This window comes from Burkholderia sp. 8Y, from assembly GCF_902506145.1.
Classification (GTDB): Bacteria; Pseudomonadota; Gammaproteobacteria; order Burkholderiales; family Burkholderiaceae; genus Caballeronia.
This window is the reverse complement of the sequence record NZ_LR733520.1, coordinates 694,045-719,327: the sequence shown is the minus strand read 5'-3', so window position 1 is coordinate 719,327 and position 25,283 is coordinate 694,045. Positions and strand designations below refer to the sequence as shown.

At 65.3% G+C, this 25,283-nt stretch carries 27 protein-coding genes and 1 tRNA gene; 13 read left to right on the top strand and 15 right to left on the bottom strand.

The features are described from left to right. Positions 1 to 27: 27 nt before the first annotated feature. The 3 genes from GV035_RS13945 to GV035_RS13935 all read right to left on the bottom strand — a co-directional run bounded on the left by GV035_RS13945 (position 28) and on the right by GV035_RS13935 (position 4,786). Complete coding sequence (locus GV035_RS13945) at positions 28 to 2,007, bottom strand: DNA topoisomerase IV subunit B (protein ID WP_159837900.1); 1,980 nt, start codon at positions 2,005 to 2,007, stop codon at positions 28 to 30. 312 nt (positions 2,008 to 2,319) lie between these two features. After that, positions 2,320 to 4,254, bottom strand: coding sequence for an ATP-binding cassette domain-containing protein (locus GV035_RS13940; RefSeq protein WP_159835655.1), 1,935 nt, complete (start codon positions 4,252 to 4,254; stop codon positions 2,320 to 2,322). Between the two features lie 130 nt (positions 4,255 to 4,384). Next, positions 4,385 to 4,786 carry a DUF4399 domain-containing protein gene (locus GV035_RS13935; protein ID WP_159835654.1) on the bottom strand — a complete coding sequence of 134 codons (402 nt, stop codon included), beginning with the start codon at positions 4,784 to 4,786 and terminating at the stop codon, positions 4,385 to 4,387. Positions 4,787 to 4,978: 192 nt separating this feature from the next. Here GV035_RS13935 and GV035_RS13930 point away from each other — a divergent pair, with 192 nt between their 5' ends. After that, complete coding sequence (locus tag GV035_RS13930) at positions 4,979 to 5,161, top strand: rubredoxin (RefSeq protein ID WP_159835653.1); 183 nt, start codon at positions 4,979 to 4,981, stop codon at positions 5,159 to 5,161. 31 nt (positions 5,162 to 5,192) lie between these two features. Here the strand turns inward: GV035_RS13930 and GV035_RS13925 are convergent, their stop codons facing one another. The 3 genes from GV035_RS13925 to GV035_RS13915 all read right to left on the bottom strand — a co-directional run bounded on the left by GV035_RS13925 (position 5,193) and on the right by GV035_RS13915 (position 6,946). Further along, positions 5,193 to 5,936 (bottom strand): class I SAM-dependent methyltransferase, encoded by a 744-nt coding sequence (locus tag GV035_RS13925; RefSeq protein ID WP_159835652.1) that lies wholly within the window; start codon positions 5,934 to 5,936, stop codon positions 5,193 to 5,195. Further along, positions 5,936 to 6,739 carry a bestrophin-like domain gene (locus tag GV035_RS13920; RefSeq protein ID WP_159837898.1) on the bottom strand — a complete coding sequence of 268 codons (804 nt, stop codon included), beginning with the start codon at positions 6,737 to 6,739 and terminating at the stop codon, positions 5,936 to 5,938. The genes GV035_RS13925 and GV035_RS13920 overlap by 1 nt, the downstream gene beginning before the upstream one ends. Positions 6,740 to 6,871: 132 nt before the next feature. Further along, positions 6,872 to 6,946, bottom strand: a tRNA-Arg gene (locus tag GV035_RS13915). 216 nt (positions 6,947 to 7,162) lie between these two features. Here GV035_RS13915 and GV035_RS13910 point away from each other — a divergent pair. Next, complete coding sequence (locus GV035_RS13910) at positions 7,163 to 7,468, top strand: hypothetical protein (protein WP_236572602.1); 306 nt, start codon at positions 7,163 to 7,165, stop codon at positions 7,466 to 7,468. 20 nt (positions 7,469 to 7,488) lie between these two features. On the opposite strand, the gene GV035_RS13905 is transcribed toward GV035_RS13910, so the two are convergent. Together GV035_RS13905 and GV035_RS13900 are read right to left on the bottom strand one after the other, a co-directional pair. Continuing rightward, the gene (locus GV035_RS13905; RefSeq protein WP_159835651.1) at positions 7,489 to 7,671 is read right to left on the bottom strand and encodes a hypothetical protein; all 183 of its coding nucleotides are present in this window, start codon (positions 7,669 to 7,671) and stop codon (positions 7,489 to 7,491) included. Between the two features lie 87 nt (positions 7,672 to 7,758). Further along, positions 7,759 to 9,651 (bottom strand): bifunctional sugar phosphate isomerase/epimerase/4-hydroxyphenylpyruvate dioxygenase family protein, encoded by a 1,893-nt coding sequence (locus tag GV035_RS13900; RefSeq protein ID WP_159837896.1) that lies wholly within the window; start codon positions 9,649 to 9,651, stop codon positions 7,759 to 7,761. Positions 9,652 to 9,942: 291 nt separating this feature from the next. Between GV035_RS13900 and GV035_RS13895 the strand changes: the two genes are divergently transcribed. Continuing rightward, complete coding sequence (locus tag GV035_RS13895; RefSeq protein ID WP_159835650.1) at positions 9,943 to 10,806, top strand: shikimate dehydrogenase; 864 nt, start codon at positions 9,943 to 9,945, stop codon at positions 10,804 to 10,806. Between the two features lie 50 nt (positions 10,807 to 10,856). Here the strand turns inward: GV035_RS13895 and GV035_RS13890 are convergent, their stop codons facing one another. Next, positions 10,857 to 11,558 (bottom strand): TetR/AcrR family transcriptional regulator, encoded by a 702-nt coding sequence (locus GV035_RS13890; RefSeq protein ID WP_159835649.1) that lies wholly within the window; start codon positions 11,556 to 11,558, stop codon positions 10,857 to 10,859. Between the two features lie 151 nt (positions 11,559 to 11,709). Between GV035_RS13890 and GV035_RS13885 the strand changes: the two genes are divergently transcribed. The 8 genes from GV035_RS13885 (at position 11,710) to GV035_RS13850 (ending at position 17,792) form a co-directional block, all read left to right on the top strand. Continuing rightward, positions 11,710 to 12,108 carry a hypothetical protein gene (locus GV035_RS13885; RefSeq protein WP_236572601.1) on the top strand — a complete coding sequence of 133 codons (399 nt, stop codon included), beginning with the start codon at positions 11,710 to 11,712 and terminating at the stop codon, positions 12,106 to 12,108. 760 nt (positions 12,109 to 12,868) lie between these two features. Continuing rightward, positions 12,869 to 13,372, top strand: coding sequence for a YbhB/YbcL family Raf kinase inhibitor-like protein (locus tag GV035_RS13880; RefSeq protein WP_159835648.1), 504 nt, complete (start codon positions 12,869 to 12,871; stop codon positions 13,370 to 13,372). A gap of 111 nt (positions 13,373 to 13,483) precedes the next feature. Further along, complete coding sequence (locus GV035_RS13875; protein WP_159835647.1) at positions 13,484 to 14,851, top strand: MFS transporter; 1,368 nt, start codon at positions 13,484 to 13,486, stop codon at positions 14,849 to 14,851. Continuing rightward, complete coding sequence (locus GV035_RS13870; protein WP_159835646.1) at positions 14,848 to 15,042, top strand: hypothetical protein; 195 nt, start codon at positions 14,848 to 14,850, stop codon at positions 15,040 to 15,042. The genes GV035_RS13875 and GV035_RS13870 overlap by 4 nt, the downstream gene beginning before the upstream one ends. 569 nt (positions 15,043 to 15,611) lie before the next feature. After that, complete coding sequence (locus tag GV035_RS13865) at positions 15,612 to 16,163, top strand: type 1 glutamine amidotransferase domain-containing protein (RefSeq protein ID WP_159835645.1); 552 nt, start codon at positions 15,612 to 15,614, stop codon at positions 16,161 to 16,163. Positions 16,164 to 16,199: 36 nt separating this feature from the next. Further along, a complete protein-coding gene (locus GV035_RS13860; protein WP_159835644.1) occupies positions 16,200 to 16,769 on the top strand; it encodes a DUF4142 domain-containing protein in 570 nt (189 codons plus the stop codon). Continuing rightward, on the top strand, positions 16,766 to 17,140 hold the full coding sequence (locus tag GV035_RS13855; RefSeq protein WP_236572600.1) for a DUF1488 domain-containing protein: 375 nt from the start codon (positions 16,766 to 16,768) through the stop codon (positions 17,138 to 17,140). The genes GV035_RS13860 and GV035_RS13855 overlap by 4 nt, the downstream gene beginning before the upstream one ends. Before the next feature lie 76 nt (positions 17,141 to 17,216). Further along, the gene (locus GV035_RS13850; RefSeq protein WP_159835643.1) at positions 17,217 to 17,792 is read left to right on the top strand and encodes a hypothetical protein; all 576 of its coding nucleotides are present in this window, start codon (positions 17,217 to 17,219) and stop codon (positions 17,790 to 17,792) included. Positions 17,793 to 17,880: 88 nt separating this feature from the next. On the opposite strand, the gene GV035_RS13845 is transcribed toward GV035_RS13850, so the two are convergent. Continuing rightward, on the bottom strand, positions 17,881 to 18,213 hold the full coding sequence (locus GV035_RS13845) for a hypothetical protein (protein WP_159835642.1): 333 nt from the start codon (positions 18,211 to 18,213) through the stop codon (positions 17,881 to 17,883). Between the two features lie 68 nt (positions 18,214 to 18,281). On the opposite strand from GV035_RS13845, the gene GV035_RS13840 reads away from it, so the two are divergent. Then, complete coding sequence (locus GV035_RS13840) at positions 18,282 to 18,734, top strand: PA2169 family four-helix-bundle protein (RefSeq protein WP_159835641.1); 453 nt, start codon at positions 18,282 to 18,284, stop codon at positions 18,732 to 18,734. A 145-nt stretch (positions 18,735 to 18,879) separates the two neighbouring features. On the opposite strand, the gene GV035_RS13835 is transcribed toward GV035_RS13840, so the two are convergent. After that, positions 18,880 to 19,110 carry a hypothetical protein gene (locus GV035_RS13835; protein ID WP_159835640.1) on the bottom strand — a complete coding sequence of 77 codons (231 nt, stop codon included), beginning with the start codon at positions 19,108 to 19,110 and terminating at the stop codon, positions 18,880 to 18,882. Between the two features lie 290 nt (positions 19,111 to 19,400). Further along, positions 19,401 to 19,763: a BON domain-containing protein gene (locus GV035_RS13830; protein WP_159835639.1), complete on the bottom strand. Its 363-nt coding sequence runs from the start codon at positions 19,761 to 19,763 to the stop codon at positions 19,401 to 19,403. A gap of 509 nt (positions 19,764 to 20,272) precedes the next feature. Here GV035_RS13830 and GV035_RS13825 point away from each other — a divergent pair. Further along, positions 20,273 to 21,760, top strand: a complete 1,488-nt coding sequence (locus GV035_RS13825; protein ID WP_159835638.1) for an RNA polymerase factor sigma-54 — start codon at positions 20,273 to 20,275, stop codon at positions 21,758 to 21,760. 363 nt (positions 21,761 to 22,123) lie between these two features. Here the strand turns inward: GV035_RS13825 and GV035_RS13820 are convergent, their stop codons facing one another. From GV035_RS13820 to otsA, 3 genes are all read right to left on the bottom strand, one after another. After that, positions 22,124 to 23,032: a YihY/virulence factor BrkB family protein gene (locus GV035_RS13820; protein ID WP_159835637.1), complete on the bottom strand. Its 909-nt coding sequence runs from the start codon at positions 23,030 to 23,032 to the stop codon at positions 22,124 to 22,126. 136 nt (positions 23,033 to 23,168) lie between these two features. Beyond that, on the bottom strand, positions 23,169 to 23,531 hold the full coding sequence (locus GV035_RS13815; protein WP_159835636.1) for a chemotaxis protein: 363 nt from the start codon (positions 23,529 to 23,531) through the stop codon (positions 23,169 to 23,171). 118 nt (positions 23,532 to 23,649) lie between these two features. Then, positions 23,650 to 25,098 carry an alpha,alpha-trehalose-phosphate synthase (UDP-forming) gene (gene otsA, locus GV035_RS13810; RefSeq protein WP_159835635.1) on the bottom strand — a complete coding sequence of 483 codons (1,449 nt, stop codon included), beginning with the start codon at positions 25,096 to 25,098 and terminating at the stop codon, positions 23,650 to 23,652. Positions 25,099 to 25,283 lie beyond the last annotated feature (185 nt).

Genomic DNA, 25,283 nt, shown 5'->3' with positions numbered 1-25,283 from the left:
TCCGTTATGCGTTTTCCGGAGCCGGCATCAGATGTCCGCTTCCACTTCGTTGCCCTTCTCTTCGAGCCAGCTTCGGCGCGACGCCGCTTCGCCCTTGCCCATCAGCATGGTCATGCGCGATACCGTGAGATCGAAGCCGAGATCGCCCAGGCGGACCGGCAAGAGGCGCCGCGTGTCGGGGTTCATCGTCGTGTCCCAGAGCTGCTCGGCGCTCATTTCGCCGAGCCCTTTGAAGCGGCTGATGCTCCATTGCGTTTCGCGCACGCCGTCCTTGCGCAGCTTGTCGAGAATCGCTTCGAGTTCGCCTTCGTCGAGCGCGTAGAGCTTTTGCGCGGGCTTCTTGCCGCGCGCCGGGGCATCCACGCGAAAGAGCGGCGGACGCGCGACGCACACGTGACCGCGTTCGATCAGTTGCGGAAAGTGTTTGAAGAAGAGCGTGAGCAGCAGCACCTGAATGTGCGCGCCGTCCACGTCCGCGTCCGACAGAATGCAGATCTTGCCGTAGCGCAGATTCGAGAGGTCGATCTGATCGTCGGGACCGTGCGGATCGACGCCGATCGCCACCGCGATGTCATGCACCTCGTTGTTGGCGAAGAGCCGGTCGCGTTCGGTTTCCCACGTGTTCAGCACCTTGCCGCGCAACGGCAGAATGGCCTGGAATTCCTTGTCGCGGCCCATTTTCGCGGAGCCGCCCGCCGAATCGCCCTCGACCAGAAAGAGTTCGTTGCGCGTGATGTCGGTCGATTCGCAGTCCGTGAGCTTGCCCGGCAGCACGGCCACGCCCGAGCTCTTGCGCTTCTCGACCTTCTGCCCGGCGCGCGTGCGCGCCTGCGCCTGGCGGATCACGAGTTCGGCGAGCTTCCTGCCGTATTCGACATGCTGATTGAGCCACAGCTCCAGCGCCGGCCGCGAGAACGACGACACGAGCTTCACGGCGTCGCGGCTATTGAGACGCTCCTTGATTTGCCCCTGGAACTGCGGATCGAGCACCTTCGCCGACAGCACGAACGACACGCGCGCGAACACGTCTTCGGCCAGAAGCTTCACGCCCTTCGGCTGAAGATTGTGAATCTCGACGAAGTTCTTGACCGCCTGAAAGAGCCCGTCGCGCAAGCCGGATTCGTGCGTGCCGCCCGCGGGCGTCGGAATCAGGTTCACGTACGATTCGCGCAGAAGCGGCCCTTCCTCGCTCCACGCGACGACCCACGACGCGCCCTCGCCTTCCGCGAAGGTTTCCTCCGTCGTGCGCGCGTTGTCCGCGTAACGCTCGCCTTCGAAAAGCGGAATCAGCAGTTCGCTGCCGCCCATGCCTTCGAGCAGGTAGCCGCGCAGACCGTCTTCGTACTTCCACGTCTGACGCTCGCCGGTCTTTTCGATGACGAGCACCACTTCGACGCCCGGCAGCAGCACGGCCTTCGAGCGCAACAGGCGCTGCAACTCGCCGAGCGGCAGATTAGGCGAATCGAAATACTTCGCGTTCGGCCAGGCGCGCACGCGCGTCCCCGTCTTCTTCTCGCCGCGTTCGGGCGATCGCGTCGTGAGCGGCTCGATGACATCGCCATTGGCGAAGGCAAGCTGCGCGACCTTGTTGTCGCGCCAGACGGTGACTTCGAGGCGCGTGGCGAGCGCGTTCGTCACCGACACGCCGACGCCGTGCAGGCCGCCCGAGAACGTGTACGCGCCGCCCGCGGCCTTGTCGAACTTGCCGCCCGCATGCAGCCGCGTGAACACGATCTCGACGACCGGCACGCCTTCTTCGGGATGCAGGCCGAACGGAATGCCGCGGCCGTCGTCTTCCACCGAGACCGAGTTGTCCGCATGGACCGTCACGATGATCTGCTTGCCGTATCCGCCGAGGGCTTCGTCGGACGCGTTGTCGATGACTTCCTGAACGATATGCAGCGGATTCTCGGTGCGCGTGTACATGCCGGGCCGCTGCTTGACCGGCTCGAGCCCCTTCAGCACCTTGATCGATGCTTCGCTGTAACCGGCCGCCTTCGCGCTCATGGCGCGCGGCCTGGCGCCCGCGGCGCGCTGTTCGATGGCTGCTTCGGCCGCACTGGATTTTTTCGTGGACATAGTTGAACGTTGATCCGGCTTCGCGACCACGCACGGGAATCGTCACCGCACGACGCCGCGATGCCGGCGAATGCTTTATCGAATGCCTTGTCGAATGCTCAAGATTGCCTGACCGGACACGCGTGAGCGAGGCGTTCGCCCCGCCAGCCGATCCGGCCGCGCTAGGAGAATAGCGGTTTTCGCCCGCCGCGCCCACCTCGGACGCGCTAAAGACAGCGTGAAACGCGCGGCGAAGAACGTCTATCCGCGCTTCGCTTCGAGCGCTTCCCAGCGTTCCAGCGCGACGAGCAACTCGTCTTCGATGGCCGCGTGCCGCTCGGACAGGCGCGCGCCTTCCTTCGCGTCGGTAGCGAAGATGGAGCCGTCTTCGAGCTGCGCGCCGATGCGCTTCTGCTCCTCTTCCAGCTCCGCGATGCGCGCGGGCAGCGCCTCCAGTTCGCGCTGCTCCTTGAACGAGAGCTTGACCGTGCGCTGCGCGTTGCGGCCCGCCGCGCTTTCCTTCGGCGCGTCTTCCTTGGGCGCTTCTTTCGCGGTTTGCCGCGCCGCTTCTTCGGCGATGCGGTCCGAACGTTCGCGCTGAATCTGCCAGTCCGAGAAGCCGCCGACATACTCGCGCCACTTCCCGCCACCTTCCGCCGCGAAGACGGACGTCACGACGTTGTCGAGAAACGCGCGGTCGTGGCTCACGAGCAGCACGGTGCCGTCGTAATCGGCGAGCAGTTCTTCGAGCAGTTCGAGCGTGGGAATGTCGAGGTCGTTGGTCGGCTCGTCGAGGACCAGCACGTTCGCCGGGCGCGCGAAGAGGCGCGCCAGCAGCAGGCGATTGCGCTCGCCGCCCGACAGCGAGCGCACGGGCGAGCGCGCGCGCTCGGGCGCGAACAGGAAGTCGCCCAGATAGCTCATGACGTGCTTTTTCACGCCGTTCACCTCGACCCACTCGCTGCCGGGACTGATGGTATCCGCGAGCGATTTGTCGAGGTCGAGCTGCGCGCGCATCTGATCGAAATACGCGGTCTGAATGTTGGTGCCGATGCGCACGCGCCCTTCGTCGGGCTGCAACTCGCCGAGGATCAGCTTGAGCAGCGTGGTCTTGCCCGCGCCGTTCGGCCCGACAAGACCGATCTTGTCGCCGCGCATGACGGTGGCCGTGAAACTGTCGACGATGGTGCGCGCGCCGTAACGCTTGGTCACGTCCGTCAGTTCCGCGACGATCTTGCCGGACTTCTCGCCCTGTCCGACATCGAGTCTGACATTGCCCTGCACGTTGCGGCGTTCGGCGCGCTCCTTGCGCATTTCGACGAGCCGCGCAATGCGCCCGACGCTGCGCGTGCGCCGCGCTTCCACGCCTTTGCGAATCCACACTTCTTCCTGCGCGAGCAGCTTGTCGAACTTCGCCTGTTCCACTTGCTCGACTTCGAGCTGCTGCGCCTTGCGAATCTGATACGCGCTGAAGTTGCCCGGATACGACAGCAAGCGCCCGCGATCCAGTTCGACGATGCGCGTGGCCACGCGATCCAGGAACGCGCGGTCGTGCGTGATGAAAAGGAGCCCGGTGCGCAGCGTGACGAGCAGTTCTTCGAGCCAGCGAATGCCTTCGAAGTCCAGATGGTTGGTCGGCTCGTCGAGCAGCAGCACGTCCGGCTGCACGACGAGCGCCCGCGCGAGCGCCACGCGCTTTCTCATGCCGCCGGAGAGCGAACCCGCGCGGGCATCGCCGTCGAGTCCGATCTGCGCGAGCGTCGTCGCGACGCGCGTGCGCCAGTTCCAGGCATCGCGCGTATCGAGCGCCGATTGCAGCGTGTTCATGCGCGCGAGCAACGCGTCGTGCTCCGCGCCTTCGGGCGTGTCCGCGAGCCGGTGCGCGACGCTGTCGTATTCGTCGAGCAGCGTGCGCGCATCGACGAGGCCGGAGGCGACGACATCGAACACGGAAGCGTCCAGATCGAATTCGGGCTCCTGCGGCACATAGACCGTCGTGAGTTCGCTCTGACGCGTGACGAGGCCGTCGTCGGGCGCGGCGAGTCCCGCGACGATCTTGAGCAGCGACGACTTGCCCGCGCCGTTGCGGCCGATCAACCCGACACGTTCGCCGGCTTCGAGCGAGAAGTCGGCGTGATCCAGCAACGCGACGTGGCCGAACGCAAGCTGTGCGTCCGTGATGGAATAAAGCGACATGGGGATGAATGCGAACGAATGGCGATACCGAGGAAGCGGTCATTGTACCGATGTTCCCCCGCGCCGAACGCCGCGTTGGCCGAACGGACGAGGCGCGCAACGCCCACGGCGCGCCCGTCTGCCGTTGCGCCTACTTGACGTGGACCTTGATCGTCTGCGCCATCTCCGGCCCGTACGAGCGATGCGCGCCGTCGCCGAGCTGCATCGTCAGCGTGTGGTCGCCGGGCGGCAGCTTCACGTCGGCTTCGGTCTGCGCCTTGCCGTAATGCAGCGACGTCTCGTTCGCGGGAATCACGGTTCCCTTGGGCAGCGGGCCGCTGTCGATCAGGAGATGGTGATGGCCCGTGCCTTCCGTCATCGTGCCGGCCGGCGCGAGCGTCATGCCCTCGACGCCGAACTTCACGTGGACAGGGCTCGTGACGGTGGCGCCGTCCTTCGGCTCGACGAAGTACACGCGCGACTGCGCATGCGCGGCGCCCGCGAAGGCCGCCGCAACGACGATGGCGCCGGCTAAAACGGTCTTGTTCAGCATGTTGTTCTCCTTGTCGGGGGAGGGAGCGTCGCGGCTGGCCGCAACGGCGACCCAGCATACACCTGCCTTACGGTTAATCGCATCGGACACGGTTTTTTGCGACGGCGCTTCGGGTAAGATGCCGGCTCGCCGTTTCCCGAGCCCTACTCTCGGGCTTGCACGGCCCTTTTCAATTTGAATCAAGAGTCTGTCGTGAGCGAAGTCATCGAATACAAAAGCTGGGTGTGTCTGATTTGCGGCTGGGTCTACAACGAGCAGGACGGCCTGCCGGGTCAGGGCATCGCGCCGGGCACCCGTTTCGCCGATATTCCCGCGAGCTGGCGCTGTCCGGAATGCGACGTCGGCAAGGAAGATTTCGTCGTCGTCGAGTTCTGATGCAACACGGCGCCGCGCTCGCGGCGTCTCTTTAGCGCGCCACCGCGATCAACTCGCGGCTCGTCTCGTCCACCGGCGCGCGGTTCCAGTCCCCATACCAGTCGGTCTGCGCGAAGCCCGCGCGCGTCAGCAGATGCGCGAGTTCGTCGCGGCTTCGAAAGCGCAGTTCGCTTTTGGCATGCAGTGTTTCGGTCTCGCCGTCGAAACGCGCGTGAGTCGTGAACGCGACGCGGCCGGTCGTCAGCGGATCGGGCCTCGCGTGCCGCTCCTGCCAGACCTCGACGGCGCGTCCGTCGGCGCTTTCGATGCGTCGCCGCGAGCGTTCGGGCGTCCAGTTCTCCCACGCGCGCGCCGCCGGATTGCGGCTCTCGAACGCGATGCGCCCGCCTGGACGCAACGCGCGCCGCGCGGCGCTGAGCGTCGCGAGGAGCGATGCATCGTCGAGAAAGACCTGCGCGACGTGGCCGGTCATCAACAGCAGATCCGCCGCGCCGACGAACGGCAGCGCGGACGAATCGCCTTCGATCCACGTCACGCGATCGCCGAACGGCCGCCCGCGCGCAATCTTCAGCATCTGCGGCGACGGATCGACGCCCGTCACGCGATAGCCCTCCTTCGCGAGCTCGCACGCGAGCAGCCCGGTGCCGCATCCGAGATCGATGACGTGCGCCTCCGAGTCGGCCAGCGCGACATAGAACGCCGTGTCGGGACCGGCGGGATTGAGGGTGTCGTAGAGCGCGACGAGGCGCGGGTCGGCGTAGAGATTCGGCGGCATCAGCGGCTCTGGTAGGCGAGCGCCTCGCGCATCGGCTGGCTGTGAACCATGATCGAGCCGGTGAACGGCGTATCGAGATCGAGAATGACGAGCACGGCGGATGCAATCGAAAGCGCGCCCAGCATGATCGTCACGAGAGAAAGCGCATTACGCGGCGCGATCAGCCCGAAGCACAAAAAGATGATGAGCAGCCAGCCGACGAGAATGCGGTCGAACGGATAGGAAATGGTGCCGTGCGCTTCCTCGATCAGCTTCCAGCGCAGCGCGATGAGCTGGTCGAAGCGCGTGGCGGTGTCGTCGGCGAGTTTGCGGTGATAGGTATCGGCGGGCTTCAGGAGCCGCACCTGACGCTGCCCGCGATCCAGCAGTTCGCCGAGCTCGCGGCTCGCGAGCTTGCCGCTCGCATGCGGCGACGGTTCCACGCGCGGATAGTAGTCGCCCGGCGGATGCGGTTCGGCCGGCCATGTGCTCGCGATGGCCGCCGCCGTGTAGCTGCGCAAGACCAAGCGCGTCGGATCGAGGTCGGCGCCGTAATCGCGCATCGCGTTGTCGAGTTCGATGATCGCGGCGGCGTAGGCGCGCACGTCGTTGTCGGTGGTATCGAACACGGTTTTCGCGGATGCCGTCAGCAGCCCGAGCACGAGCGCCGCGAACGTCACCAGCATGCCGACGACGAGCTGCACGAGTTGCACCGTCTTCTGCGCCTTGTGCTCCTCGGGCAACAGCGGCCGAATGATCGCGCCGATGCCGGTGCTGGCGAGCAGCAGAAGGAACACGAGCACCGCGGATTCGATTTCCGTCATGAGCGCATGGGCCGTGAGCAGGATGAGTGCTCGCATTATCCGGGGGAAACGGCTGGTGGTCCAATGCGGGCGGAGGCGGCGGCCGTGCGGCACTGTACAGGCGGCAGGCGACGGCGCGAGGGGAGGCTATCGTGGTCCCCCCGGCAGGAATCGAACCTGCATCTAGCGCTTAGGAGGCACTCGTTCTATCCATTGAACTACGGGGAGCGGACCGCACGTCCCGCCGGGGCCGAAGCGCACGAAGCGCACGAAACGCACGAAACGCACTAAAAGCGGCGTCCGGCCGGCGGGAGCGCAGAGTATAGCAAACGGCATCGACGGCCATGCGCACGGGCAACTAAAAAGCATCGGCGCAAAGGTTTGGCGAAAAAATCGCGGGTTTGTCCCTATCAAGTTCCACCGGACGGCGCCGCCATCGGACACATGGACCCCATTTCCGATCTCAAGCTCCAGGGCGCGTTTTCGGCGTTGCTGGCAGACCAGGACCTGGCGCACCTTCAAAAGGTGCTGCGTCGTTCGTTGTCGTGCGATCTCGGCGGTCCGTTGCTGCCGCCTTCGTACTGGCGCGGGCGGCTCGCAGTCATCACGCGCCAGGCCCATCTCTCCCCCACGCAGATTCAGACCGTGCACCGGCTGTATCTGTATATCGATGCTTTCGAAGCCGCGTCGGCCACGGGCGATGGCGAACGCCCCGCGCCCGACGGACCGCTTGCCGCAGCAGGCGGTTAGCGGCGCGCGGCTTTGTCCGCTCAGTGCCGGTGCCTGAGCCACCAATCGCGTAGCGCACGGCTCGGCATGACTTCGCGCATCGCGCCGCTCGGCCGATGCGCCCGGCGCTCGCGATACTCCTCGCGCCAGTCATGCGCGAGCAGCACGAGGCCGATCGCGGCGAGTGCCGCCACGCCGATGAGAATGTCGGAATAGTCGAGCATGGCGCCCTCCTTCTTGCCGCTGCCGTCATGCTTCAATCATAGGCGGCGTCCGGCAACCTTCCGTCGGTATCTGTACCGGTAACGGCCCTACGAAGGGTCGCATGCGCGCTGCTGCTGCGCATGCGCGGCGAGCCGCACCGCCGCGTTGGCTGCGCCGTAGCCGTCGTAGCCGCCGCGCCGCTCGATCACTTCCAGAAAGAAACGTTGATCGAGCTGCTCCGTGTACGCGTGGAAGAACTCGCCGCCGCGCTCGTCACGATCGTAGAGGATGTTGTGCTCGCGCATCGCGTCGATCTGCTCGTCGGGCAGGCCGTAGCGCGCCACGAGGTCGTCGTAGTAATTGCGCGGAATGCGCAGGAACTGGACGCCGTCCGCCGTGAGACGCGGAATGGCGTCGAAAATATCGGGCGTGCTGAACGCGACGTGATTCAGCCCCGAGCCGCGATACGTCGAGAGCGATTCGGCCACCGCCGTGAAGCGATCCATCGACGCGTTGAGCGCGATCCGCACCGAACCATCGCGGCTTCGCACCGCGCGGCTGCGCACGAGGCCGTACGGATCGGGCACGAGCACGCTCGCTTCCGTCTCGAAGCCGAACGCGCTTCGGAAGAACAGCACCCACGTATCGAGCGCCTCGGCGGGCAGCGAAAGACACACGTGGTCGATGCGCGCAAGCGGTCCGACTTCATACGGTCCGTCGATGTCGGTCAGGACGAAATCCGATTCCCACAACGTCGGGGCGCCGGGCGCTTCATCGACGAAATAGTCGAGGCTGCCGTCCGGCGACTGCACGCCCGGCACCACGCGCTCGTTCGGTCCCACGCGACCCGAAAACGGCTTTGACCCGTAAGCGGCGGCGCGCTCGAACGCGCACTTGGCGTCATCGACATGAAACGCCGACGCGCACAGCGACAAGCCATGCTGCTGGAAAAACGCGCTCGCGAAGGAGTCGGCCTCGGCGTTCAGCACGATCGATCCCGCGCCGTGCCGATACAGCGTCACGTCCTTCGACCGATGCGTGCCGGCAAGCCGAAAGCCGAGCTTGCGCAGCCAGCCCGCGACGTGCTCGCGCGTCGTGTCGTCCACGGCGAACTCGAGGAACTGGAAGCCGATATGCTCGGGCGGCGCGGGCGGATCGAACAGTGCGGCGGGCGCGCGCTCGCCCATGATCGCGCGGGTCTGCTCTTCGAGAAAGCGCAGCGAGCGATGCCCGTCCGCCGCGGTGATGGCGGTCGGCGCGGCGCGAAAGCCGTCGTTGAAGATTTCGAGCGAAAGCGGCCCCGTGTAGCCTGCCTCCAGCACGCGCGCCGTGAAGCCCGCGACATCGAACGCGCCCTGCCCCGGAAAGCAGCGATAGTGGCGGCTCCATTCGAGCACGTCCATCGAGAGCACGGGCGCATCGGCGATTTGCACGAACGCGATGCGATCGCCCGGAATCGCGGCGATTTCGTCGACGGAATCGGCGATGGACAACGTATGAAAGCTGTCGAGCACGAGGCCGAGACTCGGATGATTGACGGCATCGACGAGACGCCACGCGTGCTTGTAGGAATTCACGTGGCGGCCCCACGCGAGCGCCTCATAACCGACGATCACGCCCGCTTCCTCGGCGAGGCGCGCAAGCACGCCGAGTTGATCGACGATGAGCGCGTCGTTAGCGACGGTGTCCGGCGACACGTTGCTGCACGCGAGCATGCGATCCGCGCCCAGTTCGTGCATCAAGTCGAACTTGCGCTTCGCGCGCTCGACGTTCTTCGCGAGCCGCTCGGGACTCACGCCTTCGAAATCGCGAAACGGCTGAAACAGATAGATGGCGAGGCCCAGGTCTTCACACAGGCGGCGCACGTCGGCGGGCGTGCCGTCGAAATAGAGCAGATCGTTCTCGAAGATCTCGACGCCGTCGAAGCCCGCCGCGCGAATCGCCTTCAGCTTTTCGACGAGCGTTCCGCTGATGGAAACCGTCGCGATGGATGTCGCGATGGATGTCGCGATGGATGTCGGAGTGGATCGCGGCATCGCTGCCTCCTCTGCATGTCGGTACGTTCGTTGCGGGGTGGATCGTTAGAGTGTAGGCGCTCTGCACGCAATCCACGTCATTGTGTGCGAGGATAACAAACTAACTAGATGGTACAAAATACGTGAAAATACCGAAGGACAGGATGCGCGCGTGCCGTCACACTGCGCCTGACATCGCCGCACTGCAACATCGCGCCCCCTTTTACTGCTGTACGCTAGATGCGAGCGTCTAGCCTCTTTCGCGGGAGCACTCGCATGACCAGCAAAACGTCTTACCTCATTGGATTGATCGGCTCGGGCATCGCCGGCTCGTTGACGCCCGCCATGCACGAGCAGGAAGGCCGCGTGCTCGGCCTGAACTACGTGTATCGGCGCATCGACCTGCAGGCGCTGAAGCTCGACCCGTCCGCGCTTCCCGACTTGTTGATCGCGGCCGAACGCATGGGCTACGACGGTCTCAACATCACGTATCCGTGCAAGCAAAGCGTGATCCCATTGCTCGACGAGTTCGACCCCGACGCCCGCGCGCTCGGCGCGGTGAACACGGTCGTGCTCCGGGATGGCAAGCGCATCGGCTACAACACGGACTGGTCCGGCTTCGCGCGGGCGTTCCAGCGCGGCTTGCCGGATGCGCCGCTCGGCCGCGTCGTGCAACTGGGCGCGGGCGGCGCGGGCGCGGCGGTGGCGCATGCGGCGCTCGTCATGGGCGCGAACGCGCTGACGCTGTTCGATTCGGACGAGGCGCGCGCATCATCGCTCGCGGCGGAGCTGGCTGCGCGCTTCCCGGACCGCGAAGTGACGAGCGGCGGCGACCTGCGCGAGACATTGCGCCCGGCCAACGGTCTGATTCACGCGACGCCGACCGGCATGGCGAAGCTGCCCGGCATGCCGCTGCCGGCGGAATATCTGCACAAGGACTTGTGGGTCGCGGAAATCGTCTACTTTCCGCTCGAAACCGAGTTGCTGAAGACGGCGAAGGCGCTCGGCTGCCGCACGGTGAGCGGCGGCGGCATGGCGGTCTGTCAGGCGGTGGATGCGCTGCGCATCTTCACGGGACAGGAGCCTGACGCCGAGCGCATGTTCGCGCACTTTCAGACGTTGCTGCACGCTGACGCTTAGATGCAGCTGTTCAGGATGAAACGGCGGCCTCGCAAGAGCGCCGCCGTTTTTCAGTGTTCGCGCCGCATGTAGCACAGCACCGCTTCGATGATCATGTCGCGATGCCGCGCCCGCGAGCGCGGCCCGGACGGATCGCGCCCGAACGCCGCGCCCCACGTATGGCGATTCGCCACGCGATGAAAGCAGAACGCGCTAATCATCAGGTGCAGGTCGAGCGGTTCGACATCGTCGCGAAAGCGCCCCGCCGCCACGCCTCGCGCGATGAGATCCTCGATCGTCTTGATGACGGTGGAATTGCGCGACTTGAACGTCTTCGACTGCTCGATGTACTTCGCGCCGTGCACGTTCTCGATCGTCACGAGACGCACGAAATCGCGATGTTTGTCGTGGTAATCGAACGTGAAGCCGACCAGCTCGCGCAGCGCCTCTTCCGGGTCCATTTCCGCGAGTTCGAGTTCCTGTTCCAGCGTGCGGATGTCGCCGTAGACCTGTTCCAGCACCGCCTCGTACAGCCCTTCCTTGCTGCCGAAGTAGTAGTACAGCATGCGCTTCGTGGTGTTGGTGCGCTCCGCGATGGCATCGACGCGCGCGCCCGTGAGACCCATCGCCGAGAATTCCTGCGTGGCGATGTCGAGAATATTGCGCTTGGTCTCCTCAGGATCGTACTTGCGCCGCCCTTCCGACGCGGCCGGCGAGGACGCAGCACTGGCGGCCTTGCTCACCTCGGTGGCGGCCTTGCTTGCTTTTTTCATTTTTGCGTCTGAGAACGGCGTTGAAAGACGATTCTAGCATGGGGGTCAGCGCCTTCTTTGCCAAGGGTTTGCAAGGAAAGCCCTGCTTTCCGGGGGCTTCATCTATACTTTTTCGATGCCCGAATCCCTCATCCGATTGCATCGACTCCGCATGCCGCATCCGACCGTTCGCGCCGCATGCTTCGCGTTATTTTGCGCCACGTGCGTGGGCGCGTCGGCGCAAACGCAGCTTCCGCCCGGTCATCCTTCGAGGCCGCAACTGCTTGCCGCCGAAGGCGTCATGACGAGCGCGAACATCGCACGCGGCGCGGCCGATATCTGTCACATCGATGCCGCGAAAGTCACGCGATTCAAAGACGCCGCGCGGGCAAACTTCGCGGACGCGCCCGACTTCGACGCCGAATGGACGCTCGGTTATCAGCAGGCGCAGGCCACCGTGGACCGCTTCGACGAACTGAAGACGAGCAATCCTGCCGAGTACAAGAAGGAAATCGGCGAGGCGTGTCCGGCGCTCGATCGCGGTATCGACGAAGTGACGCAGCCGCAGTAGCGCGGGTCCGCGTAGGGCTGCGATCTTTCTGCAGTGCGCGCTGCGGCATGGATTCGAGAGGCGCGTCGCGACGCTCAATGTCATGCCCGAGCGCAGCCGATCGTTCACGTCGGGCAACTGGCCGGATGCCGCTCATGACGGTTTGCCGACGCGCGCGCCTCTGCGCGCGCGTCTTCGCAGCGGCGCGGTGCAATCGAAACAGGCTGCCGATCGCCTTCCGTGGCACTTCGTCCGGGCGTCTTCGTCGCCGGGGCGCGCTGTCATTGAAACGTCTTGTTGAGATCGCTTGCGTGGCACGTGGCACAAGCGTCGTAAAAGCGCATCGCCGGCGGCATGGCCGGGAACGGCCCATCGCTTCGGAGCCGGTCGACCGCGTCGGCGAATAAGGAGCGGTTGTGCTTGCGCGAAAACCTCGACTTAGGCGCGCTGCGATCAAAACGGCTTGCCGAGATCGCACGTGGCGCGGGCGTCCCAAAAGCGCACTGCCTGCGGCATGGCCGAGAGCGGCCCATCGCTTCGGAGCCGGTCAATCGCATCGGTAAATAAGAAGCGGTCGGTGCTTGCCGATAAGCGCATAACAGCGACGTCCGTCGGCGCAAACCACCACGAAAAACATTCAGGGGCGGATGCTACACTCGACCGGCTCCCCGCGGCGCCTGGCGCTTCATCGCGGGCACATTCGCTGCGTGGCTTCGCGCATCGGACGGGCGCCACGCGATGCGGGGCACGCTCCTAACGCTTACAAGGAGGCAAGACTCTCATGGCTGATTTCCGTATCTGGTCCGACGAATTTCCCGCGAACGGTTTCATGACCCGCGCGCAGGAACTCGACATGCAGGCGTTCGGCACGTCGGGCGACAACATTTCTCCCGCGCTCCAGTGGGAAGACCCGCCCGACGAGACTAAAAGCTTCGCGCTCACCGTCTACGACCCGGACGCGCCCACGGGCAGCGGCTTTTGGCATTGGGTCGTCGTCAACATTCCCGCCGATGTCCGCTCGCTGCCGCGCAACGCGGGCAAAGCGGACGGCAGTCTGCTGCCGGCGGGCGCATTGCAGCTTCGCAACGACTACGGCACGGTCGGTTTCGGCGGGGCCGCGCCGCCGCGCGGTGACAAGCCGCATCGCTATATCTTCCGCGTTCACGCGCTGCAGGCCGAAAAGCTGCCGCTCGACCCGGACGCGACGAACGCCGTCGCGCGCTTCATGACGCACCTGAACGAAGTCGATTCGGCGACGTACACGGGTCTCTACGAACTCAAGTAACGCGCGGGCGACGAGGCGGGGCCGCGCGACACGCGCGGCTTCGCAATCGACACAAGCGAAATGAAAACGGCGCGTCATACAATGCGCCGCCCGGCCACTGAAAGCCCATCGATGGATTCCGAACAAGGTCTTCCGCTTCCGCAACGCTACTGGGCGATTGCCGTCGTCGCGCTCGGCATCACGCTCGCCGTGCTCGACGGCGCCATCGCCAACGTCGCGCTGCCGACCATCGCGCGCAATCTGTCCGCGACGCCCGCCTCGTCCATCTGGGTCGTCAACGCGTACCAGCTCGCCGTCACCATTTCGCTGCTGCCGCTCGCCTCGCTCGGCGACCGGATCGGCTACCGCCGCGTCTATCTCGGCGGCCTCGCGCTGTTCACGATCTCGTCGCTCGGCTGCGCGCTGTCCGGATCGCTCGTCGCGCTCACGGTCACGCGCGTCGTGCAGGGCTTCGGCGCGGCGGGCATCATGAGCGTGAACACGGCCATCGTCCGCATCATCTATCCGCACAAGCAGCTCGGGCGCGGCGTGAGCATCAACGCCACCGTGGTCGCGATTTCGTCGGTGATCGGTCCGACCGTCGCTTCGGGCGTGCTGTCGGTGGCGTCGTGGCCGTGGCTCTTCGCGATCAACGTGCCGATTGGTCTCATTGCGTGCGCCATCGGCCTGAAGGCGCTGCCGCGCACGCCGGGGCACCGGCAGCCGTACGATTACCTGAGCGCGGTGCTCAACGCGCTGTTTTTCGGCATCGCGATCATCGCGGTCGATGGACTCGGCCACGGCGAGCATCGCCCGTTCGTGATCGGCGAGTTCGTCGTGACCGGCGTGATCGGCTACTTCTTCGTGCGGCGGCAATTGACGCAAAGCGCGCCGCTTTTGCCCGTCGATCTGCTGCGCATTCCGGTATTCGGGCTGTCGATCGGCACGTCGGTCTGTTCGTTCTGCGCGCAAATGCTGGCGTTCGTCTCGCTGCCGTTTCTGCTGCAGGACAGCTTCGGCATGAGTCAGGTCCAGACCGGCTTTCTGATGACGCCGTGGCCGCTCGTGATCGTGTTCGTCGCGCCGCTCGCGGGCATCCTCTCGGACCGCTATCCGGCCGGATTGCTCGGCGGCATCGGGCTGGCGGTGCTGACCGTGGGGCTCGTTCTGCTCGCAACCGTCGGCGCGCATCCGGGCGCGTTCGACATCGCGTGGCGCATGGCCATCTGCGGGCTCGGCTTTGGCCTCTTTCAGTCGCCGAACAATCGCCAGATGCTCTCGTCCGCGCCGCGTCATCGCAGCGGCGGCGCGAGCGGCATGCTCGGCACTGCGCGCTTGACCGGGCAGACGCTCGGCGCCGCGCTCGTCGCGCTGATCTTCGGTCTCGAGCCGCATCGTGGGCCGTTGATCGCGCTCGGCGTGGCGGCGGTGTTCTCGGCGGCGGCGGCTGTCGTCAGCATGCTGCGGCTGGCCGGCAAGCGCAGTGTCGAGGCGGCTTGACGGGCGCTGCGCTCGTCGCGCTGATCTTCGGGCTCGAGCCGCATCGCGGGCCGTTGATCGCGCTCGGCGTGGCGGCGGTGCTCTCGGCGGCGGCGGCTGTCGTCAGCATGGTGCGGCTGGCCGGCGAGCGCAGTTTGAGGCGGCTTGACGCGCCGCGTGCTCGATGCGTTGATTTTCTAACTCCGACTTAATCGCGGGCCGTTGATCGCGCTCGGCGTGGCGGCGGTGCTCTCGGCGGCGACTATCGTCAGCATGCTCCTGCTGGCCGGCAATGGGAGCTTCGCGACGGCTTGACGCGCGCTGATCTTCGGACTCGAACCTCATCGCGGGCCGTTCGCCGCGCTCGGCGTCGCGGCCGTGTTCTCGGCGGCGGTGGCTGTCGTCAGCATGCTGCGGCTGGCGGGCGAATGGCAGCGTCGAGACGGCGTGACACGCGCTGCGCTCATTGCACTGAACTTCGGACTTAAGCCGAATCGCGTGCCATTAATCGCGCTCAGCGTCGCGGCGGTCGTCTCGGCGGCGGCTGTCCTCAGCATGCGTGGGCTGGCCGGCAGTCGCAGCATCGCATCTCGCCGCCTAGCTCGCCGCCGATGTCCCCCGCATCTCGCCGCCGATCTCTCGCCCATCTCCCCCTTTCCGCCTTCATCGCAGACGATAAGCCAATCCAACTAGGCACATCCCTTGCTCCGATTTCGAACGTGAATCCGCGCGTGAGCCTGTCGCGCGACCGCCCGAAAACGAGCATTAAAGGAGTGTGTTCATGGCAATTTCCCTCAACGGCTTTAAGGTCGCCATCCTCGCCGTCGACGGCTTCGAGCAGGCCGAACTCGTCGAACCGCAGCGCGCGCTGAAGGAAGCCGGCGCGCAAGTCGATGTCATCTCGCAGAAAACCGGCACGATTCAGGGCTTCAAGCACGTCGACAAGGGCGACACCGTGAAAGTCGATCGCACGCTCGACGAAGCGACCGCCGCCGACTACGACGGCCTCGTGCTGCCGGGCGGCGTCGTGAACGGCGACGCCATCCGCCTCGACGCGAAAGCGCAGGCGTTCGTCAAGGAAGCCAATCAGGGGAAGAAGCCGATCGCCGTCATTTGCCACGGCGGCTGGCTGCCGATCTCCGCTGGCATCGTCGCGGGCCGCACGATGACGAGCTGGCCGAGCCTTCAGGACGACGTGCGCAACGCGGGCGGCACGTGGGTCGATCAGGAAGTGCAGATCGACGGCAATCTCATCACGAGCCGCAAGCCCGACGACCTGCCCGCCTTCAATCAGGCGTTGATCGAGGCGCTCGGCAAGGCGCGCGCCGCCTGAATGCGCCGGCTCGACCCACGAACCGGAGCCACGCCGATGTCACTCGCCAGCCGCTTCATCGCTCTTTCGCTCGCAGCCTGCGCCACGCTCGCGCAGGCCCAGACCGAAGACGCCGCGAGCGCCGCCAACGCCGCAAGCATCACGGCGACGCAGAACGCGGCGCAATCGCAGAAACTCTCGGCGACCGATCAGCAGTTCATCCAGGACGCCGGCACGGCGGGCGCGACCGAGATCGCCGCGAGCAAGCTCGCGCTCACGCGCTCGGGCGACAAAGACGTGAAGGACTTCGCACAGCGAATGATCGCGGATCACGCGAAGCTCGCGCGCAATCTCGATGTGATCGCAAAGCGCCACGGCATCACGTCGCCGCCGAGCGCGGATTCGTCCGTCACCGGCAGTCTGCAAAATCTAAAAGGGGCCGAGTTCGACAAGGCCTATATTGAGAAAGTCGCGCTGGCCGCGCATCAAAAGGCGGTCGAACTGTTCGCGAAAGAGAGTGAAAAAGGCAACGATGTCGCGTTGAAGGCGGCGGCGGCGAAGGCACTGCCGATTCTCCGTCATCACTACGCGATGGCGCAGCAACTAGCCAAGGCGAAGGCGTCATGAGCGCCGGGCACCTTCTCGACCGCGTGGACGCCCTGTCCGTCCGCGCGTGCGCCGGCCCTCGTCCGGCTTATGAGGACTCGACCATGCACATCACGTTTTCCGACGATCCCCCCGTCTTCAACGGCGACGACCTCGCGATTCATTTCACCGCGCTCGTCGACGGCGAAGCGGTAGTCTGCTCCATCAGCGCGGAGGCGCTGGAAGACCATTTCGGCGCGCCGTCGCCGCGCGAAGAAGACCTGCTGCCCGCGTTCGAAAGCGGCGCGGCGCGCATCCGCGCGGTGTGCGCGGAGGCGCTCGACGACAACGGCGGCCAGTCCGTCGTGTTGCGCAGCGGGCTCTTTCGCGTCGCGGGCATGGAGCCGGAATGAGCCCGCGTGCGTCTCTTCGAAAGGCTGCGCGCTGCGCGGGCCGCAACCGACCAACCGACACTAAAAAGGAGGAAACATGTCCCTGATCATCGCGGGCCGGTTCCAGACTTTTCCAGCCGCCGAAACGGCCGCCCAGCGGCTCTTCGAGAACGGCTTCGTGGAAGAGGACGTGACGCTCTTCTTCGTCACGCCAAGCGGGCAGCACGCGCGCTTTCCGATAGGCGGCGACGTCAGCACCGATAAAGGCGCGAGCGCCGCGCCCAAAGGCGCCGGCAAGGGCGTGACGATTGGCGCGGTCGTCGGCGCGATCATCGGCGCGGCGATTTTCGCGGTCTTCAAGGCGCCGCTGCTGGTTTCGGTCGTCGCGGCGGGCCTCGGCGCGTATATCGGCTCGCTCGCGGGCGCGATGTCGCATACGAAGAAGAAGCCCGGCACGCCCGAGCAGGCCGAGGAGCCGACGCGCCACTCCGGCGTGCTCGTTGCCGTGCACGTGTCGCCCGAGACGTACGACCGCGCCGCGACGATCCTGCGCGAAGCCGGCGGTCTCGATATCGAACGCGCATCGGGCCGCTGGAAGCAAGGCCGCTGGAGCGACTTCGATCCGCTCAAGCCGCCGCAACCGGTCGACCAGTACGCGCAGCCGCGGGCATAGACAGCGTTTTAAGTCCGCGAGCAGCAACTTGAAAGCGAAAGCGCCCGGTCCGCCGGGCGCTTTTTCGTTCTGCCGAGCAATGCGCGATTCAAACCCACCGCCCCGCGATGCGAACCGCCGGCGCGTTCGCGCTCACGCTGCAATCGGCGGGACGCAGCCGCGCTTTCGACGCGCCATGCGCGGACGGCTCGCACAGCGGCGTGTAAGCCGCGCGCACACGCGCGGAGCGGTCGATGCCGTGCTCACGAACGTGCAGCGTGATTGCCGACGCAACGATTGCAACGAATATGAAAAGCTCGCGATTCGCGAGCGCGGGGGACGGTTTTATTGTTTCTCCTGTTGCCTTGCTCGTGGCGAGCCAGCGCGGGGCAAAGCCCACGCCGATGCGTCCCCCGCTCAGGCACGCCGCATGCAACACCAAACCGGCAAGCGCGTTCCTCGACGCTCGAGACCGCGCTTTGGCAACTTCGTCACTACAAGGAGGTATACATGAGCACGAACGTCGTATCGGTACTGAATGATCTCGTCGAAACGTCGAAGGACGGAGAGAAGGGCTTTCTGAAGGCCGCCGAAGACACGCGTGACCCGAGCCTCAAGCTGTTGTTCCAGAACCGCGCGGAAGCCTGCGCGCAAGGCGCCATCGAATTGCAGAATCTCGTGCAGGGTCTGGGCGGCAAGCCGGAAACGGGCGGCTCGATCTCCGGCGCGCTGCATCGCGGCTGGGTGGATGTGAAGTCGGCCGTGACGAGCCAGAGCGATCACGCCATTCTGGCCGAATGCGAGCGCGGTGAAGACGCCGCGAAGAAGAACTATCGCCAGGCGCTCGACAAGGACCTGCCGGCCGATATCCGCGCCGTGGTCGAACGCCAGTATCAGGGCGTGGTCGAGAACCACGACCGCATCCGCGACCTGCGCGATCAGTACGCAGCCGCGAAGTCCTAAGCAATAGCACGCTGTCGCACGCAACTGCCGGGCTCGCCCGGTGGTTGCGGCGATTGGGGTGGTTGCGCCGATTGCGGCGATTGCGGCAGTAGAAAAGAAAACGGCCACTCGCGTGGCCGTTTCATCTTGCGCGAACCGCAGCGTGTTATTGCGGCTGGCCCTTGTCGTTCGTGCCGAGCGACGAAGCAGCCGCCGCCGCCGATGCGCCCTTCATCTTGTGGCTCTTGTTCTGCTGATGCAGATAGGTGCCCTTCTTCTTCGCGTGCGTGGCCGTGCCAGAGTCCGTCGTCGCGCTGGTGTCCGATGCCTGCGCGAACGCCGTCGTCGAGAACGCGAGCGCCAGCGCGCCGATCAATGCCATCTTCTTCGTCTTCATCAAGAGCTCCTTTTGCCGGGGCATTCGAGCGCCGCAATGCGACGCTTCATGGCCGCCTCTAGTGACGCCTGAACGGGCCGTCCTGTTTTTAGGGTGTCAACGATGCTGCGAGGTGATGCATCTTCTGCTTCGAGTCGCGAGCGGCGTGGCCGCCTGATGCACGAACCCGCGCCGGGAACCCGATTTGTGGCCTCTTTCGGCCACGCATCGGACTCCTGCGCGGGTCCGGTTGCTCGCGCCCTGACCCGCCGAGGCAGGCCGGGCATACGAACTATGCCATCACTTTCGTGTTAGTCGGCAGCAATTTTGAGATGGTTCTTCACGGATGCAACACCGGAGACTTCCTTGACAACCTGTTCCGCATTGGTCTTGTCTTCCGCCGACGGCACCGTGCCAGTCAGCGAGACAACGCCGCCGCGCGTCTTCACGTGGATATGCGTGGACTTCACGTTCTTCGCGCTGAGCAGTTCGGCCTTGACCTTGGTCGTCACGGCGCTGTCATCGACCTTCTTGCCGACCTGATCCATTTTCTGGCCAACGGACGATTCCGAGCCCGAGGAGGACGACGTCGAGTTGGTTTGGGCGCCCGCGTTGAGCGCGAACATCACGCACGCGATACCACCGGCTGCTTTGAGGAATTGGGTCGTCTTCATGGCAATACTCCTTGTTTTCAGTTCTGATCTTGCGCCTCCGTCTTGCCCGCGTGTGCCGCAGGACATGGATGAGGCGCCCCGTTGATGTTGCTGGTCTGCTGCTTGTCGCGTGTTGCCTGACATGCGGCCCGCGTCGCCGCGCCGACCGCAATCAAGCAACCCAGCCACCGCAACTTGCGTGCCGGGCCGCGCACAAGCGCACCCACGTTCGGCGCCGCACGCGGCTCGAAGTCAGCGCCGGGCGGCGCGCGCACGGTAATTCGGCTCCCTGCGCTTCGGACCGGCGTGCGCGGCGAAACGCCCGTCCGCCAAGCCTCGCCCGGCGCGGTGCTTTTGTCTGAGCCCGTGTAAAAACTGCGTGAAAGCGGCCTTCCGCACGCATCAATGCGGCGCTCGCCGAAAGAAAAAACTCAAGCTCAGCATGGCTTTAGCAATCGATGGCATAGCTGTTGCTTTAGGTGGTCGGCACACACATCGACCCCGTCAAGAACATCGAGGATTAGCAAGCAATGCCGCCTTCACTCGAACTCCGCACCAAGCAAAGCCTGGCGCTCACGCCGCGTCTACAGCAGTCCGTACGCCTGCTGCAGCTTTCGTCGCTCGAATTTCAGCAAGAGCTGCGTAACGCGCTCGATACCAACCCGTTCCTCGAATACGATGAGTCGCAAACCGAGGACAACGCGCTCGGCGCGGACAACGGCAACTCGATGAGCGACACCGCGCTCTCGCCCGCCACCGACAGCCCCGCGGAGGCGCCGCTCGCCACCGAAACCAGCATGGACAGCGATTCGGGCGCCGACAGCGGTTCGCGCGACGACTCCATCAGCGAATACGCGTCCGATCCGTTCGGGCGCACCGCGTCGCGCAACAACGGCGACGGCGAAGGCTCCGATCCCGCCGACTGGGTCCGCATCGAACCGTCGCTGCACGAAACGCTCCACGACGCGCTGCGTCTCTATCAGCTCAACGAACGCGATCGCGCGGTCGCGCAGCTCATCATCGAGGCGCTCGACGACGACGGCTATCTGCGCCAGGAACTGAGCGAACTGGCCGATGTGGTCGAAATCGAGCCGGCCATCAACGAAGACGAACTCAACATCGCGCTGAAACTCGTGCAGTCGCTCGACAAACCGGGCGTAGGTGCGCGCAACCTCTCCGAATGCCTGACCCTCCAACTCGACGCGATGCCCGAAGACACGCCGGGCCGCGATGTCGCGCGCGAAATCGTCGGGCATCATCTGGAGCGGCTTGCGCGCCGCGAGCAGGCCGAGTTGCAGAAGAAGATCGGCTGCAGCGCCGATGAACTGCGCATTGCGTGCGCGCTCGTGCGCCGTCTCGATCCGAAGCCGGGCGAGAACTACGGCCAGAGCGAAGACAACTACGTGGTGCCCGATGTGATCGTGCGTCAGGTCAAGAAGCAATGGGTCGTGACCATCAATCCGGCGGTGCTGCCGCGCGCGCGCATTCACCGCATGTACGCGGAACTGTTCGCGCAATCGGCGGGCGCGAGCCGTTCGCCGCTCGCCCAGCAGTTGCAGGAAGCGCGCTGGCTGATCCGCAACGCGCAGCAGCGTTTCACGACGATCCAACGCGTGGCCGAATGTATCGTCTCGCATCAGAAGGCGTTCTTCGACTACGGCGAGATTGCGCTGAAGCCGCTCGTTCTGCGCGATGTCGCCGATGAACTCGGGCTTCACGAGTCGACCATTTCGCGTGCGACGGGCAACAAGTACATGTCGACGCCGCGCGGCATTTTCGAGTTCAAGCACTTCTTCCCGCGCGAACTCAGCACCGAAAGCGGCGGCACGTGTTCGGCGGCCGCCGTGCGCGCGCTCTTGAAGGAGATGATCGCGAAGGAAAACTCGCGGGATCCGCTCTCGGACGTGAGTCTTGCGAAGATGCTCGCCGATCAGGGCGTGATCGTCGCGCGCCGCACGGTCGCGAAGTATCGGCATCTAATGAAGGTGCCGCCTGCGGAACTGCGCAGGCAGGCTTGACGGCAGAACGCCGCAAGCAGTTTCCGCGCTCCCTGCACTCAGCGAAGACCCGGTCAAGCGAATCGCAGAGCAGTACAGCAGGAAGCGCCACTGTCGGGCCGCCCCCAGTCGGGCGGCCTTTTTTTGTCAGCACCAGTAGGACTCGCGATGCGTGCGCTTTCGTCGCGCCGTCGCGGAAAGCACCGCGTGCGGCAGAAAGGCCGCCGCCGAGTAATAGAGCCGCACGACCCGCGCGACCCTTCTCGTCAACGCAGCCGGACTCGCGGTGCGTGCGATTTCATCGCGCCATCGCGGAAAGCTCGGCGTTCGGCAGAAAGACCGCCGCCGAGTAGTACAGCCGCGTGACCCGCGCGACCCTTCTCCTCACCGCCACCCCGACTCGCGGTGCGTGCGCTTTCGCGCCGCCGTCGCGGAAAGCTCCGCGCCCAGCAGAAAGACCGCCGCCGAGTAGTAGAGCCACATCAGGATGACCGCGAGCGACCCCGCCGCGCCGAACATATTGGCCGTGCCCGCATGCTGAAGATAGAGCGCGAAAAGCCGCTTGCCGCCCTCGAACAGAAGCGCGGCGGCGGCAGCGCCGAGGGCGGCGTCGCGCCAGCGCATGCGTGTCGTCGGCAAGAACTTGAGCAGCACGGAGAATGCGAGCATCAGCATCGCGATCGAAATGGCGTGGCGCGTGAGACTGGACAGCACGACGAACGGATTGCCGTCGCCGAGCGCCCAGTGACCGAGCACTTCGACGAGCGCATCCAGGAGCAGCAGCGCGACGACGAGCAGCCCCGCGCCGACCACGAGCGCGAACGACATCAGCCGCACGCGCAACAGCCCGACAATGCTCTCGCGCGTGCTCACGACGGGCGTCGGCCAGATCACGTTCAGCGCACTGTGCAGCGACGAAAACGTCGCGGACGCGCCGACCAGCACGCCCGCGATGGACAGCACCGCGGTGCTGCGCGCCATGTCCGCGTGCCACGCGTTCGCGACGATTGCTTCGAGCGTGTGCGCTGCGTCGGCGCCGACGATGCCGCTGATCTCAGCGAAGAGACGGCCCTGCACGGCGTCCGCGCCGAAGAAAATGCTCGCCACCGCGATCACGATGACGAGCGTCGGCGCGAGCGAGAACGCGGCGAAGAACGAGATGGCGGCCGAGAACATCAGGCAGTGATCCTGAACCCACTGCGTGATGGGATCGGCGACCCATGAGAGCCAGCCGAAGCGCGTCGTGCGGCCTTCGGCGAGCGGTGTCATCTGATCGGGAACGTCGCGATTCATCGGCAAGTGGCGGCGCGGGCATGCCTTTCGTGGCTCAACCGCCGATGTTAGCTTCGCCGGACAATACGCGTGCAAAAAAGGCGCGCACGGAGTGATCCGCGCGCGCCTTTCTTCTGCGGCCGGTCGGCTTGAACGGTCAGGCGCTGTCTTCGTCCGCGTCGGGATCGACGGCTTCGTCGTCGGCCATGTCGCTGATTTCGGTTTCGTCCTCCACGCCATCGGGCAGGATGTCCGCGTTCGCGAAGAGGTTGTTGTCGCCGTCGGCGGATGCGTCCTCGCCCGTGCCGGCGCGGTCGGTGTCGCTGTCCAGTTGCGCATCAGACAGGCCGAGCGCGTGGGCGTCGAGTTCATCCTCGATATCGCCCGGACGGCGCATCTCGCCCTGCACGTCAGAGCCGGAGTCCGACGAATCGCTCGGGCCGAGCGCGCCCGTGCCGTGCCCCTTGCCCCATTGCGCGCCGCCTTCTTCCGGCGGATTCAGTGTGCTTCCAGTCATCATCGATCTCCTTCGAATGTGTCGTGAACGGGATCGCAAGGACTGTTCCGCGCTCGCGTCGCGCAGAAAAAAGCCCCGCGCTTCTCGCGAAGCGCGGGGCTAATTAGTCGACAGCGGCGGATCAGGCCCGCGCCGGCCGCTTCGCTTCCGACGCGCCCTGCTTCACCGTCTTGACCGTTTTCGCTGTGACGGAGGTCGCGGTGGCGACGCTGCGCAAATCCGAGAGGAACGAATCGCGCCAGACGGACAGATTGTTCTTGCGCAAAGGCACCATCATGTCGGCATGGCGCGCCTGACGTTCGGCGAGCGGCATCGACAACGCGCGCTCCAGCGCCTCGGACATCTGCGAGAGATCGAACGGATTCACGACGAGCGCGCCCGGCAACTGATCCGCCGCGCCCGCGAATTGCGAGAGCACCAGCGCGCCCGGATCTTCCGGGTCCTGCGATGCCACGTACTCCTTCGCGACCAGATTCATGCCGTCGCGCAGCGGCGTCACATAGCCGACTTGCGACAGCCTGAACAGCGCCATCAACAGATTGCGTTCGTATTTGCGGTTCAAGTACTGAATAGGCGTCCAGTCGAGCTGCGCGAAGCGTCCGTTGATGCGCCCCGCCTCGCCTTCCAGGTTCTGGCGGATGCGCTGATACGTCTGCACGTCCGCGCGCGTCGGCGGCGCGATCTGCACGAGCGACACGCGGCCATGCCAGCCCGGCGCGTTCAGCAGGAGCCGCTCGAACGCCTGAAAACGCTCGACGAGACCCTTCGAATAATCCAGCCGGTCCACGCTCATGATGAGCTTGCGGCCACGCATGGAGTCGCGCAGGCTCTTCACCTGCTTGCGGCCCGAGTACTGTTCGGCGGCTTTCGCGATAGCGTCCGGATAGATGCCGATCGGATACGCGCCCACTTTCAGCATGCGGCCGAACGCCTGCAACATGCCGTCGTCGCTGAAGTGGCCGCGGCCGCTGCGCTCGATATAGTCGATGAACGACTGCTTGTCGCTGTCCGTCTGAAAGCCGACGACGTCGTACTGGCACAGCGACGCCATCAATTCCTCGTGCGGCGGAACCGTGCGCATCACTTCGGGCACCGGAAACGGAATGTGCAGGAAGAAGCCGATGGGATTCGTCACGCCGATCTTGCGCAGCTCCTGCGCGAACGGCAGCAGATGGTAGTCGTGGACCCAGATGATGTCGTCCGGCTGCAGCAGCGTCTTGAGCTTCGCGGCCAGCGTCGCGTTGACGCGCATATAGCCCGCGTACTCCTCGCGGTCGAAGCGCGAGAGGTCGTTGCGATAGTGGAAGGTCGGCCACAAAGTCGCGTTGGAAAAGCCGCGGTAGTACTGGTCGTAGTCGCGCCGCGTGAGCCCGACGGTGGCATAGGTCACGTTGCCGTTTTTCTCGACGACGGGCGACGCCGCCTCGCCGACGATCTCGCCGCTCCAGCCGAACCACACGCCGCCCGTCTCCTTGAGCGCGTCCAGCACGCCGATCGCGAGCCCGCCCGCGCTGGGCTTGCCTTCCTGGACCGGCGCGACGCGATTCGATACCACGATCAATCTGCTCATTACAGCGTCACTCCATCAGTTGTCGTTGCTGCTCGAATTGGCGACGGAAAACATGCAAGTCTTATGCCGTTTTGCTCCGTTATCGAGTGGGAAATTCGTATCGAGATGTTACGGGCGAACGAAATCACGCGGCGAGCGCCGCCGCGTAGAACTTTCTGCTCGTGATCGATGCGCCGTGAAAGACG